We start from the raw sequence: 12,786 nt of genomic DNA, 5'->3' as shown, positions 1-12,786 counted from the left end.
CCGCGCCCCTCAGGGGCGCGGGGAATCGCGCGACCGGCCACGACGGACCCGTATCCGCCGGACCACACAGCGCGGCACCCCAGAAGGCGCCTACCTCTTCACGAGCGCCCGTTCCTCATCGACTTCCGCGGCGCCAGTCACCATCCTGGCCCGGGGCCCCTGGAACAGGTACGACAGCCCGAAGCCGGCGGCGACGACCGCCGCTCCCCCCACCGCGTCCAGCACCCAGTGGTTGCCGGTCGCCACGATCGCCGACACGGTGAAGAACGGGTGCAGCAGCCCAAGCGCCTTCATCCACCACCTCGGCGCGACGATCGCGATCACCACCCCGCACCACAACGACCACCCGAAGTGCAGCGAGGGCATCGCCGCGTACTGGTTGGTCAGCGCGGTCAGGGTGCCGTAGTCCGGCTTCGAGAAGTCCTGCACGCCGTGCACGGTGTCGATGATCCCCAGCGCCGGCATGAGCCGGGGCGGTGCCAGCGGATAGAGCCAGAACCCGACCAGCGCCAGCAGCGTGGCGAACCCGAGCGACGCCCGGGCCCACCGGTAGTCCACCGGCCGCCGCCAGTACAGAACGGCCAGCACGCTCAGCGGCACCACGAAGTGGAACGACTCGTAGTAGAAGTCGAAGAAGTTCCGCAGCCAGTCGACCTTGACGACCGCGTGGTTGACCCAGTGCTCGATGTCGATGTGCAGCCACCGCTCCAGATCGAGGATCTGGTGCCCGTGCTGCTCGGCCGTGGCCCGCCCCGCGGAGTTGGTGCCCCCGGTCGCCGCGAGTCTGACCTGCTGGTAGGCGGCGTAGGTGACACGAATCAGCAGCAGTTCGAGGAGCAGGTTCGGGCGCGTGAGCACCCGCCGCAGGAACGGCAGCAGCGGCACGTGGCGGAACCGGGCGGGAACCCGCGGGGCGTACTCCGTGGGGACCGGGGTGGCGTAGTACGGCGAGGTCCGGGGCAGGAACGGAATCACCGTGGCGGCGGCCAGCGCGGCCAGCAGCACCGCGTTGTCCCGCAGCGGGTACAGCGACGCGATGTGCGGCAGCAGCATGCTCGCCGGGAGCGTCATCACCACGACGACGCCGACCGGCCACACATACCGGTCGGAGGCCCGCTTGCCGACCCGCCCGACGACCGCGAGCAGCACCCACAGCAGCTGGTGCTGCCAGGCCGTCGGCGAGATCGCGATCGCCGCGCAGCCGGTGATCGCGACGGCGAGCAGCAGCTGGCCGTCGCGCGCGTAGCGCACGGCCCGGCGGACGCCGACGAAGGCCACCCCCGCGCCCAGCACCAGGAAGAGCGCGATCTCCAGCGAGCCGGAGACCCCGAGCCGCAGCAGCAGACCGTGCAGGGACTGGTTGGCGAGAGCGTCGGCGGGCCCGCCGAGGCCGGTGCCCGCGAGGTGGTGCACCCAGTAGGTGTACGAGTCGTGCGGCAGCGCGGCCCAGGCGAGCGCGGTGCTCGCGGCGAAGGTCGCCCCGGTGGTCAGGGCGGCCCGGCGGCGGCCGGTGAGGAGGAGCAGGGCGGCGAAGAGCAGGACCGGGGGCTGGAGGGCGGCGGCGAGGCCGATGAGCAGACCGGCGACCCGCTGATCACGGACGGCGAAACAGCCGAGCAGGACCAGCAGGACCGGGATGATGCTGGTCTGCCCCAGGTAGAGCGTGTTGCGCACGGGCAGCGACAGCATGAGGAGGCTGATCGCGACGGGTGCGGCGAGCAGCGCGGTACGGCGGCTGACCGGCTGGGGCAGGGCGCGGGCGGCGACCAGGCCGAGGGCGACGACCAGCAGGAGGGTGCCGAAGGTCCAGCCCCAGCCGAGCGCCTGTTCGGCGGCCCGGGTCAGGGGCTTGAGGACGAGTCCCCCGAACGGGGTGCCGGTGAACTGCGTGGAGTCGTAGAGCGAACCCTTCACATGCAGGACGCCGTCCGGGCCGACCCAGGTCTCCAGGTCCGTCAGGCGCTCGCCCTTGGGGGTACTGAGGACGACGGCCACCTGACGTACCGCGAGGACCGCCGCCACCAGCCACAGGGCGAGTCTGGCCGCGCGCAGCCGCGCCTGCACCTCGGTGGTCCCACTGTGCTCCGCATTCGCCACGCCTCGTCGGCCTCCCGTCCCGTTCGTGCCACGAGTCCATGAGGGAGGACGCAGGGAACCCCCGCTTCACCTGACGCCCGATCTCCTTTTGTCCGGATGACGATAGTCCGCGCACCATGCGGTCGCGCGCGAAGGGCGCGAGAAGGATCACATGCGATCCGGAAAACCGGGTATCGGATCAGAGGCCAAGTACCTGCATACGCCACGTTTATGCACTCCTGGTGACCGAACGGGTCCGCCACGTGATCCCGGCAAGTCCCCTTATGGTCGCTTTTTACCCTTGTCCCCGTCGAAAGGCAGGCGAGCGAAGTTTTGCCGAGTGCTCCAGTCATCACCCCGTCAGCCCATACCCCTCGCACCCCGGACGCCCCCTCCGAAGCCGTGGCCGTCGACCCCGCCCTCGTGAAGCGGGCCGTGAAGGCCGCCGCGCTGGGCAACGCCATGGAGTGGTTCGACTTCGGCGTCTACAGCTATATCGCGGTCACCCTGGGCAAGGTCTTCTTCCCGTCCGGGAACCCGACCGCCCAGCTGCTGTCGACGTTCGGCGCCTTCGCCGCGGCCTTCCTGGTCCGCCCGCTCGGCGGACTGGTCTTCGGCCCGCTGGGCGACCGCGTCGGCCGCCAGAAGGTCCTCGCCGTCACCATGATCATGATGGCGGCCGGCACCTTCGCCATCGGCCTGATCCCGTCGTACGCCACCATCGGCGTCGGAGCGCCCCTGCTGCTCCTGCTGGCCCGCCTGGTCCAGGGCTTCTCCACCGGCGGCGAGTACGCGGGCGCGACCACCTTCATCGCCGAGTACGCCCCCGACAAGCGGCGCGGCTTCCTCGGCAGCTGGCTGGAGTTCGGCACGCTCGCCGGGTACATCGCCGGCGCCGGCCTGGTCACCCTGATGACGGCCCTGCTGTCCACCGAGGACCTGGTGTCCTGGGGCTGGCGGATCCCGTTCCTGATCGCGGGCCCGATGGGCGTCATCGGCCTGTATCTGCGGCTGCGCCTGGAGGAGACCCCGGCGTTCGCGGCCGAGGCCGAGAAGGCCGAGGCGAGCCGCCCGAAGGTCCCGCTGCGCGAGATGATCACCGGCCAGTGGCGGGCGCTGCTGCTCTGCGTCGGCCTGGTCCTGGTCTTCAACGTCACCGACTACATGCTGCTGTCGTACATGCCGAGCTATCTGACCAGCGAGCTCAAGTACGACGAGACGCACGGCCTGCTGGTCGTCCTCGCCGTGATGGCGCTGATGATGATCGTCCAGCCGTTCGCGGGCGCCCTGAGCGACCGGATCGGCCGCCGCCCGGTGATCGCCGCGGGCTGTGCGGGCTTCCTGCTGCTGTCGGTCCCGGCCCTGCTGCTGATCCGCCAGGGCAGCCTGGTCGCGATCGGGCTCGGCATGGGCGCGCTGGGCCTGCTCCTGGTCTGCTTCACGGCCGCGATGCCGTCGGCGCTGCCGGCCCTCTTCCCGACCCGGGTCCGCTACGGGTCCCTCTCGGTCGGCTTCAACGTCTCGGTGTCCCTCTTCGGCGGCACGACCCCGCTGGTGGTGACCGCGCTGATCGGCGCGACCGGGAACATGATGATGCCCGCCTACTACATGATGGCCGCGGCCGTCATCGGCGGCGCGGCGGTGTGGTTCATGACGGAGTCGGCGGGGCGGCCACTGCCGGGCTCGGCGCCGCAGCGGTAATTTCCCTGACAGGAGCCGGGAGCACGCCTATATTCATTAGCGCAACTAGTTAGCTGGCCTAACTAGGCAGATGAAAGGCACAGGTGTATGAGCGAGTCGCAGTTCTGGGACGACGTCGACGACTACTTCACCGCCCACCTCGCCCCGGAGGACGAAGTGCTCCGGGCGGCCCTGCGCGACAGCGAGGCCGCCGGCCTCCCGTCCATCGCCGTCACGGCACCGCAGGGCAAGCTGCTCCAGCTCCTCGCCCAGATCCAGGGCGCCCGCACGATCCTCGAGCTCGGCACGCTCGGCGGCTACAGCACGATCTGGCTGGCCCGCGCCCTGCCCGCGGACGGCCGCCTGGTCTCACTGGAGTACAGCCCGAGGAACGCCGAGGTCGCGAGCCGCAACCTCGCCCGCGCGGGCCTCGACAAGGTCGTCGAGGTCCGCGTCGGCCCCGCCCTGGAGTCCCTGCCCCGGCTGGCCGACGAGAACCCGCCCCCCTTCGACCTGGTCTTCATCGACGCCGACAAGGGCAACAACCCGCACTACGTGGAGTGGGCGCTCAAGCTCACCGGCCCGGGCAGCCTGATCGTCGTCGACAACGTCGTACGGGGCGGCCGGGTCGCCGACCCCGACAACCCGGCCCCCGACGTCCAGGGCACGCGCACGGCCCTCGAACTCATCGGCCGGCACCCGCGGTTGAGCGCCACGGCGATCCAGACGGTGGGCAGCAAGGGCTACGACGGCTTCGCACTGGCGCGGGTACTGCCGTAGCCCTGACGGGTGGCGGCCCTCCCGGTCACACCTCGTGATAGAAGCCGACGTTGACGCTGCGCGGGGCGGTGCGGTCGCGGATCACGATCTCGCCGTTGCCGCCCCGGGGCAGGGTCACGGAGCCGCCGTAGACGAGCGGCTGGGCGTACGCCCCGGACACCAGCTGTACCTCGGACGAGGGATCGGGCTGCGAGCCCTGGAGCCAGGTGACCTGCCAGACGCCCTCGGGTCCGCACAGGAACTCCAGATGCACCCGGGAGACGAACAGCCAGTCGTCGGGCGTCACGAGGCGGCACACGGACTTGTCCCGGCCCACACGCAGCACGGTGCCCGGGTCACTGGGCGCCTCGGCCATCTGCATCCCGGCCGTGGCACCCTCCTCCGCCGCGGTGACGACGGCCATGGTGAGTTCGAGCACGTGCGCTCCTCCGATACGTCCTTGCGCGGCAGCCCCGTTGGCCCACCGCCGCCGCATGATAAATCGCCCGGCACGGCGGTGTCCGGTGCAAGGCAACCCAAGACCGGCCCGCCGCCCTGGTCCGGGCAACGGGCCGGTCGTGTGTACGAACGAGACGTCAGCTGTGCAACAGCCGCTCGGTCAGCTCGCGGTAGTCCCGCAGCGCCAGCCGGAGTTGCTCGGTGTCACCGGCGTCACCGGCCTTGCCCTCACCGGCCTGCCAGGAGTTGCGCAGGGTACGCCGACGCTGCTTCACGGCGTCGGCGAACCGCGCGGCGACCTCTTCCAGCACGTGGTCGGCCTCCTCGACGGCGGACCGGGGCTCGTCGACGAACCCGGCGACGGCGTGCTGGAGCCGGGCGCTGAGCTTGTCGCACTCGTCGTGCGGAAGCAGCCGGGCGTCATGGCCGTCGGAGCCGCGAAGCGCGGAGGTCCTGTCGCCACCGGCGGCGGAGTCCCGACCGAGCCGACCCTCGCGGCCCGGGGGCACGGCGCCCGGCACCGATTCACGCCGCCCCGCGCTCTCAGCGCCCTCCGCACGCCCGTCACGCTCACCGCGGGACGCGCCCAGATCCGGCGCCTCGGTCTCGGTGGGCGCCACCAGGGGGCTGTGCGCGCCCGTGGGCTCACCGGTCGTGCTCTTGTCGCCGATCGGCTTGCTCGTGGCATCCGTCATGTCACTCAACTCCCCTTCGCGTGACGCCGGTTGAATGCCCACGGAAGGTGGCCGCGGCTGTGCTCGCGACCGTCGCGGGGCTGACCCGCGCGCACCTGGGACTCCTCCGTGGGGGTGCGGGACTCCTCGCGGCGCTGCGGCGGCCCGACGAGGTCCTCGAAGAGCGCTCGCGCCTCGACCATGGCCTCGCGCATCTCCTCGGTGTTCACCCGCCCGTCGCCGTCCCGGTCGGCGTTCACGCGGGCGCCGACCACGGTGTGCACCCGCCGGTAGCCGTGCACATGGTGCGCGTGGTGCACGGACAGCGCGGCGAACTGCTCCTCGTACTGTCCGCCGTCCGGGAAACCGCGGTCCTTGGCGAGTTCGGCGATCAGCCGGTCGGCCTCGGCGACGGCCTCCCGCGGGGAGTCGACGAAGCGTTCCTGGGCAGCGGTCCAGCGCTCTTCGTAACGCTGGCGCTGTGCCGGTTCGAGGGGCTGCTCGCGCAGGGATCCGTGCCGCTCCACGCGCTCGGCGAGTTCGCGCTCGGCGGCCTTCTCGTCCCCGTCGTGCCGGGCCACGGCACGGTCGTACTCGGGCCCGAAGCGCCGCTTCAGGCCCCGGCCGTGCTGGGGGTTCCGGCCTCGCAGGGTCAGGACGGCCGCCACGATCAGGACGGCCGCCACGATCACGATCAGAGCGATGATCAGGCCTGTTGACACATCTGCCGGGTTGCCGCGAACCCCTCCTTCAAACCGTCTACGCATGTGTGTACGGGGGAAGCGGGGCGGGTTGCGGGGCGCCTATGGGGGTGCCGGGTCAGGTTGTCTGGCGGGCGCGGGTCCGTCGTGGCTGGTCGCGCAGTTCCCCGCGCCCCTGAGGAGTTGCAGTTACGCGCGCTACGACGGGACCGTTAGCCGGCCGCGCCCGCCCCCACCGGACCGTTGGCCGCGTACGGCGCGCAGGGGACGGGGTGGGGGGTGTCCGCCCGCAGCGGCCGGCGTCCGGAACCGAGGACATCTCAAGTGACCGAGCCGCCGGACCGAGGACGGATACCCCCCACCCCGGCACCGACCCACCCACTCGACCGGATGCGCTACACAAGCCCTCACCGGGGCGAAACGGGCCGCCGCAGGCATCTCAGGGGCGCGGGGAACTGCGCAAAACGCCCGCCCCCACCGAACCCGCACCCGAACACGGAACCCACCCCCCGTCACAACCGAACCCCCGCCCCACCCCCATGCGGCTGCTCCCGATCCGACCCGCACAACTCATCGTTCAGCGACGTCACCAACTGCGTCAGATCCGTAGGCCGATCCGGCCCCCACCAGTCCCCCAGCAGCTCCGCCAACGACTCCTCCCGAGCGGCGGCGAGCCGCCCCGCCACCTCCCGCCCCGCCTCCGTGAGCCGGAGATCAGGCCCCCTCCGCTCCCCCAACCCCCGCTCCTCCACCTGCCGAGCCGCCTCGATGATCACGCTCAGCGGCACGGACGTCCGCTCCGCGAGCACCGCCGGCTCCACCCACCCGTACCGCCGAATCCGCAGCACGAGCCAACTCGACGCCGGCAACAGGTCGTACCCGGCCCGCGCAGTGATCTTCCGGTACACCTCCCGCCGCCCCTCCCGAGTCCCCAGCAGCGACAACGCCCGGCACACCTCGTCGTACGACGACCGCTCCACCGGATTACTGGCCAGCGTCTCGGTGACATCGGGCGCCGTGACCGACCCCCGCAGCCGGTCCTCCTTGAGGAACCACGCGAGCACGAACCCGAGGAACGCGACGGGCGCGGCGTACAGGAACACGTCGGTGATCGACGAGGCGTACGCGTGCAGCGCCGCGGGACGCACCGCGGCCGGCAGCTCCCCGAGCCCCCGGGAGTCGGACTCCAGCCCCGACACGGAGACACCCGGCGGCAGTTGAGCCCCCCGCAACGCGTCGGCCAGCTTGTCCCCGAGCCGGTTCGCGAAGACCGTGCCGAAGATCGCGACACCGAAGGACGCCCCGATCGACCGGAAGAAGGTCGCCCCGGACGTGGCGACGCCGAGATCCTCGTACGAGACGGCGTTCTGCACGATCAGCACCAGCACCTGCATGACCAGCCCGAGCCCCAGCCCGAACACACAGAAGTACACGCTCATGACCCACGTGGAACTGTTCTCGTCGAGCCGGTGCAGAAGCAGCAGCCCCAGCGTCGTGACGGCCGTCCCCGCGACCGGGAACACCTTCCACCGCCCGGTGCGGCTGACGATCTGCCCGGAGACCGTCGAGGACAGCAGCAGCCCGAACACCATCGGCAGCATGTGCACGCCGGACATCGTCGGCGAGACTCCCTGCACCACCTGGAGGAACGTCGGCAGATAGGTCATCGCCCCGAACATCGCGAACCCGACGATGAAGCTGATGACGGCGGACAGCGCGAAGGTCCGGATCCGGAACAGCTTCAGCGGCAACACCGGCTCCGCGGCCCGCCGTTCGACCGCCACGAAGGCGAGCGCCAGCACCACCCCCAGCACCGCGAGCCCGACGATCTGCGGCGACCCCCAGCCCCACGTGGTGCCGCCCAGCGAGGCCACCAGCACCAGACAGGTGGCGACGGCGGCGATGAGGAACGTCCCCAGGTAGTCGATGACATGCTTCGCCGACCTGCGCGGAATCCGCAGCACGACCGCGATCACGGCCAACGCGACGACACCCACCGGCAGGTTGACGTAGAACACCCACCGCCAGCTCAGATGCTCGGTGAACAACCCGCCCAGCAACGGCCCGAGCACACTCGTCGCTCCGAACACCGCCCCGAACAGCCCCTGGTAGCGCCCGCGTTCCCGCGGCGGGACGAGATCGCCGACGATCGCCATCGACAGCACCATCAACCCGCCGCCGCCCAGCCCCTGGAGGGCCCGGAAGGCGATGAGCTGGGGCATGTCCTGGGCCATCCCGCACAGCGCCGAACCGATCAGGAAGATCACGATCGCGGTCTGGAACAGCCGCTTGCGCCCGTACTGGTCCCCGAGTTTGCCCCACAGCGGGGTCGCGGCCGTGGAGGCCAGCAGATACGCCGTCACGACCCAGGACAGATGCTCCATCCCGCCGAGGTCGCTGACGATGGTGGGCAGCGCGGTGGAGACGATCGTCTGGTCCAGCGCGGCGAGCAGCATGCCGAGCAACAGGGCCCCGATCGAGACGAGGACGTTGCCGGACACATGGTCCTCTCCTGTGTCACGCACATTCCCCGTCATACCGTGCGCATCCGCCGTCATGAAGACCTCCCGGGGCTCTCGTTACAGCTCCATCGTGGTCGGTGTGACCGTTTATGGCCTGTCGAGTCCTTTTGGAAGCCGTTGTTCCGGGGGCTTCCGCGCACGGACTGTGGAGGGGTTCTGCATAATCTCTGGGGTTTGTGAGGGGAGGGACGAACACATGGCGGAGTCGAACAGTCATCTGTGCCCGGAGTGCGGGGCACCCAGAGGGGCCGACAACACCCCGTCCTGCGGCTGCACCGAGCGCGCGGCGGACGCGCTCCGCGAGGCGCGCACCGCGGAGGCGGCCGCGGCGGAGGACTTCGACCCGCTCCGCATACGCCCGTACGTGGACCTGGACGACGAGACCACCCCCGTACCCCAGGTGCCCCCCACCGAGCAGACGATGCCCCTACGGCCCGTCCCGCCCGCACCCGCACCTGAGCCCCACGAGACAAGGGCCCTCCCCGCAGACCTGAGCCCCTTCCAGGCGGACACCCAGGCCACCCCCGACACACCCACCGCCGAGCACCCCCACCGCCCCCGCCGCCGCACGGTCCTCCTCGCCACGGCAGGAGCGGTCGTGGCCGTGGTCGCCGCGGCCGGCATCGCCAGCGGACTGTTCTCGTACGAGTCGCCGTCCCGGGACGAGGCGGCACCGCAGGACGTACGACCGGCCGTCCCCGATGCGACGACCACCCCGGCGTCGGCGTCACCGCCGCCAACCACCCAGTCCGTACGACCGCCCGCCGCACCCCCGTCACGGACGGCGAGCGCGAGCCCGTCGGCCTCGCCGTCCCCGTCGGTGTCCAGTGCCTCACCGAGCCCGTCCCGGTCGACGGCACCCACGCCCACCCCGACGGCCACCACGGCGACGGACTCGGCGGCCGACTCGGACGCGGCCCGGGAGGCGGCCCCGCAGGTGCTGCGGCGGGGGTCGGAGGGACCCGAGGTCGTCGAACTCGAACTGCGCCTCACCCAGCTCGGGCTGTACACGAGGAAGGCGAGCGGCCACTACAACGAGGGCGTCGAGGACGCGGTGCGCCGCTACCAGTGGGCGCGGGGGGTCCAGCCCGCGGAGTACGGCGTGTACGACCTGGTGACCCGGCAGCACCTGGAGTCGGAGACGTCGGAGCCCTAGGCCGGCTGGGTGCCGCAGGCCCGGGGCGCCTCAGAGGGCCACGCCCGGCCGCAGTACAGCCGAATCCCGCGCCCGGCCGCCGTACAGCCGAACGCCGTACCCAACCGACGACTACCGCGCCCTACCGACAGCAGCCGAACACCCCACCCAACGGACGCGCAGCCGACTACCACGCCCAGCCGACCACGCCCCTAACCGACGCGCAGCCGCCCACCGCTCCCAACCGAGCACCGCCCCTAACCGACGCGCACCCGAATCCCACCGCCCCCCCAACCGACGGCACCCGATTCCCCCCGCCCAACAGACGCCCGCCCCTAACCAACCCGCAGCCGAATCCCCCCACCCACGAGCCCCTCCACCCGCACCTCCGTCAGATCCCCCACCGTCACATCCGGCCCATGCAGCCCCGCCCGCGGCCCCACCCCGACCACCTTCATCCCCGCCGCCTTCCCGGCCGCGATCCCCGCCCCGGAGTCCTCGAAGACCACGCAGTCCGCGGGCGCGACGCCCAGCTCCGCCGCCCCCTTCAGGAAACCCTCGGGGTCCGGCTTGCTCGCCCCCACGGACTCGGCGGTGATCCGGACCTCCGGCAGCGCGAGCCCCGCCGCCGCCATCCTGGCCGTGGACAGCGGGACGTCGGCCGAGGTCACGAGCGCGTGCGGCAGTCCCCGCAGGGACGCGAGGAACTCGGGCGCCCCCGGCACCGCCACCACGCCGTCCATGTCCGCGGTCTCCTCGGCGAGCATGCGCGCGTTGTCCGCGAGGTTCTGCTCCACGGGGCGTTCGGGCAGCAGGAGCGCCATCGAGGCGTGGCCCTGGCGGCCGTGGACGACCTTCATGACCTCGTCGCCGTCGAGTCCGTGCCGGTCGGCCCAGCGGCGCCAGATGCGCTCCACCACGGCGTCGGAATTGACGAGGGTGCCGTCCATGTCGAGCAGGAGGGCACGGGCGGTGAGCACGGTGGACACGGCGGCCGTCATCGGCAACTCCAAGTGCGGTCGAGAGGGACAAGGCGGCCCCGCCCGCCGGTCAGGGAAAACGGGCGGGAGCCACTTTGTTTCTCTACGGTACAAAACAGCGAGGGGTTCTCGCCACCGCCTTCGGGAACCACCCGGAACTGTTCACCCACCGTTCAGCTCAGCCGGCCACGGCCTCCCACAGGCTCCACAGCCCGAGCGCCAGCATCAGCAGCGCCGCGACCTTGGTGATCAGCTTCAGCGGCACCCGCTTCATCAGGGCCTTTCCGCCCACGATCCCGAGTCCGGCCACCGCCCACAGCGCGAGCACCGCGCCGAGGCCGACGGAGAGCGGGTCGTCGTAACGGGCCGCGAGGTTGGCGGTCATGATCTGGGTGAGGTCGCCGAACTCGGCGACCAGGATGAGCATGAACCCGGCCCCGGCGACCTTCCAGAAGGACTGGTCCTCGGGCTTGCGGATCTCCTCCTCGCCGTCGTCCTTCTTCAGCAGCAGGACGGCCGCGCCGCCCAGGAAGAGCACGCCGGTGATCGCCTGCACGATCTGCTGCGGCAGCAGGGTCAGCACACTGCCGGCCGCGACGGCGAGCGCGACATGCAGCGCGAAGGCGGCGGCGACGCCCGCGAAGACGTAGGAGGCGCGGTAGCGGGTGCCCAGGACGAGGCCGGCGAGCGCGGTCTTGTCGGGCAGTTCGGCGAGGAAGACGACGCCGAACACGACGGCCGTCACGGTGATGCTGATCAAGGGTCCTCAATCGGTCGGGGGCTGCCCCACCGAGAGTGTTCCTGCGAAACGACACCTCGGCACGGCAGCACACAGTCAGTGCACTACTGGCCGAAGGTCTCGCTGGCCGATCCCTGAAGATCTGCCTCCGGGCGCCGGCTCAGACGAGCTGAGCAGTATGTCGACGGTCCGGCGAAGAGCTACTCCCCTTCAACTCCGGTCAAGTCTACGTGATCGTTTCGCCGTAAACCTTGTCGTGTCATGTACGCGTCACTAACTTCTTACCGACCGCACACCTCCCGGCAACACCGAGTCGCGAGCATTCCCTCGCTCGCGCTCCAACACCCCCGCCCCCCAAGGGAGTTCGCATGCCGAAGTTCTACGCGCGTCGACGACTCAGCATACTCGGAGCCCTCACCGCCCTCATAGCCTCCGTCGCGATCCTCAACGGCCCGTCCGCCTCCGCCGCCCTCCCCACCCCGGTCAGCGCGGCCACCGCTCGTACCTACCTCGCCTCGCTCACCGTGGCGACCGAGAACCGCACCGGATACGACCGGGACCTGTTCCCGCACTGGATCACCATCTCCGGCACCTGCAACACCCGTGAGACGGTCCTCAAGCGCGACGGCTCGAACGTCGTCACCGACTCCGCCTGCGCCTCCACCAGCGGCAGCTGGTACTCCCCCTACGACGGCGCCACCTGGACCGCCGCCTCCGACCTCGACATCGACCACCTCGTGCCGCTGGCCGAGGCCTGGGACTCCGGCGCCAGCGCCTGGACCACCGCCCGGCGCCAGTCCTTCGCCAACGACCTGACCCGCCCGCAGCTCATCGCGGTCACCGACAACGTCAACCAGGCCAAGGGCGACCAGGACCCGGCCACCTGGATGCCGTCCGTCACCTCGTACCGCTGCACCTACGTCCGCGCCTGGGTCCAGGTGAAGTACTACTACGACCTCTCCGTCGACTCGGCGGAGAAGAGCGCGCTCACCAGCTACCTCGCGAACTGCTGACGATTCCGCGCCGGAACCTCCCCGCGGACCTCCGTCGTTCCGTACCGT

The 12,786-nt window shown here is 71.1% G+C and carries 11 protein-coding genes; 4 read left to right on the top strand and 7 right to left on the bottom strand.

The genetic code is table 11. The features are described 5' to 3' along the window. Positions 1 to 90 precede the first annotated feature (90 nt). The gene (locus tag ACFULQ_RS38955; RefSeq protein ID WP_383553599.1) at positions 91 to 2,097 is read right to left on the bottom strand and encodes a bifunctional glycosyltransferase 87/phosphatase PAP2 family protein; all 2,007 of its coding nucleotides are present in this window, start codon (positions 2,095 to 2,097) and stop codon (positions 91 to 93) included. Positions 2,098 to 2,409: 312 nt separating this feature from the next. Here ACFULQ_RS38955 and proP point away from each other — a divergent pair, with 312 nt between their 5' ends. Together proP and ACFULQ_RS38945 are read left to right on the top strand one after the other, a co-directional pair. After that, on the top strand, positions 2,410 to 3,777 hold the full coding sequence (gene proP, locus ACFULQ_RS38950; RefSeq protein ID WP_383553596.1) for a glycine betaine/L-proline transporter ProP: 1,368 nt from the start codon (positions 2,410 to 2,412) through the stop codon (positions 3,775 to 3,777). 87 nt (positions 3,778 to 3,864) lie between these two features. Further along, positions 3,865 to 4,536, top strand: coding sequence for an O-methyltransferase (locus tag ACFULQ_RS38945; RefSeq protein ID WP_383553594.1), 672 nt, complete (start codon positions 3,865 to 3,867; stop codon positions 4,534 to 4,536). Positions 4,537 to 4,561: 25 nt separating this feature from the next. On the opposite strand, the gene ACFULQ_RS38940 is transcribed toward ACFULQ_RS38945, so the two are convergent. The 4 genes from ACFULQ_RS38940 to ACFULQ_RS38925 all read right to left on the bottom strand — a co-directional run bounded on the left by ACFULQ_RS38940 (position 4,562) and on the right by ACFULQ_RS38925 (position 8,907). Beyond that, positions 4,562 to 4,954, bottom strand: a complete 393-nt coding sequence (locus ACFULQ_RS38940) for an FHA domain-containing protein (RefSeq protein ID WP_062025215.1) — start codon at positions 4,952 to 4,954, stop codon at positions 4,562 to 4,564. A 157-nt stretch (positions 4,955 to 5,111) separates the two neighbouring features. Continuing rightward, positions 5,112 to 5,669, bottom strand: coding sequence for a hypothetical protein (locus ACFULQ_RS38935; RefSeq protein WP_383553590.1), 558 nt, complete (start codon positions 5,667 to 5,669; stop codon positions 5,112 to 5,114). A 5-nt stretch (positions 5,670 to 5,674) separates the two neighbouring features. After that, positions 5,675 to 6,370: an EF-hand domain-containing protein gene (locus tag ACFULQ_RS38930; protein ID WP_383553587.1), complete on the bottom strand. Its 696-nt coding sequence runs from the start codon at positions 6,368 to 6,370 to the stop codon at positions 5,675 to 5,677. 491 nt (positions 6,371 to 6,861) lie between these two features. Beyond that, a complete protein-coding gene (locus tag ACFULQ_RS38925) occupies positions 6,862 to 8,907 on the bottom strand; it encodes an MFS transporter (RefSeq protein WP_383553584.1) in 2,046 nt (681 codons plus the stop codon). Positions 8,908 to 9,067: 160 nt separating this feature from the next. Here ACFULQ_RS38925 and ACFULQ_RS38920 point away from each other — a divergent pair, with 160 nt between their 5' ends. Then, a complete protein-coding gene (locus ACFULQ_RS38920; RefSeq protein ID WP_383553581.1) occupies positions 9,068 to 10,027 on the top strand; it encodes a peptidoglycan-binding domain-containing protein in 960 nt (319 codons plus the stop codon). Positions 10,028 to 10,341: 314 nt separating this feature from the next. Here ACFULQ_RS38920 and ACFULQ_RS38915 read toward each other — a convergent pair whose 3' ends face one another. Next, positions 10,342 to 11,007, bottom strand: coding sequence for an HAD-IA family hydrolase (locus tag ACFULQ_RS38915; protein ID WP_383553579.1), 666 nt, complete (start codon positions 11,005 to 11,007; stop codon positions 10,342 to 10,344). Positions 11,008 to 11,164: 157 nt separating this feature from the next. Continuing rightward, the gene (locus ACFULQ_RS38910; RefSeq protein ID WP_383553576.1) at positions 11,165 to 11,746 is read right to left on the bottom strand and encodes a TMEM165/GDT1 family protein; all 582 of its coding nucleotides are present in this window, start codon (positions 11,744 to 11,746) and stop codon (positions 11,165 to 11,167) included. Positions 11,747 to 12,093: 347 nt separating this feature from the next. Here ACFULQ_RS38910 and ACFULQ_RS38905 point away from each other — a divergent pair, with 347 nt between their 5' ends. Beyond that, the gene (locus tag ACFULQ_RS38905) at positions 12,094 to 12,738 is read left to right on the top strand and encodes an HNH endonuclease family protein (protein ID WP_383553574.1); all 645 of its coding nucleotides are present in this window, start codon (positions 12,094 to 12,096) and stop codon (positions 12,736 to 12,738) included. The last annotated feature ends 48 nt before the right edge of the window (positions 12,739 to 12,786 follow it).

It is taken from the genome of Streptomyces sp. NPDC057253 (genome assembly GCF_042669125.1).
Lineage (GTDB): Bacteria > Actinomycetota > Actinomycetes > Streptomycetales > Streptomycetaceae > Streptomyces.
Note: the sequence above shows the minus strand (reverse complement) of the source record. Positions and strands in the feature narration are given on the sequence as shown.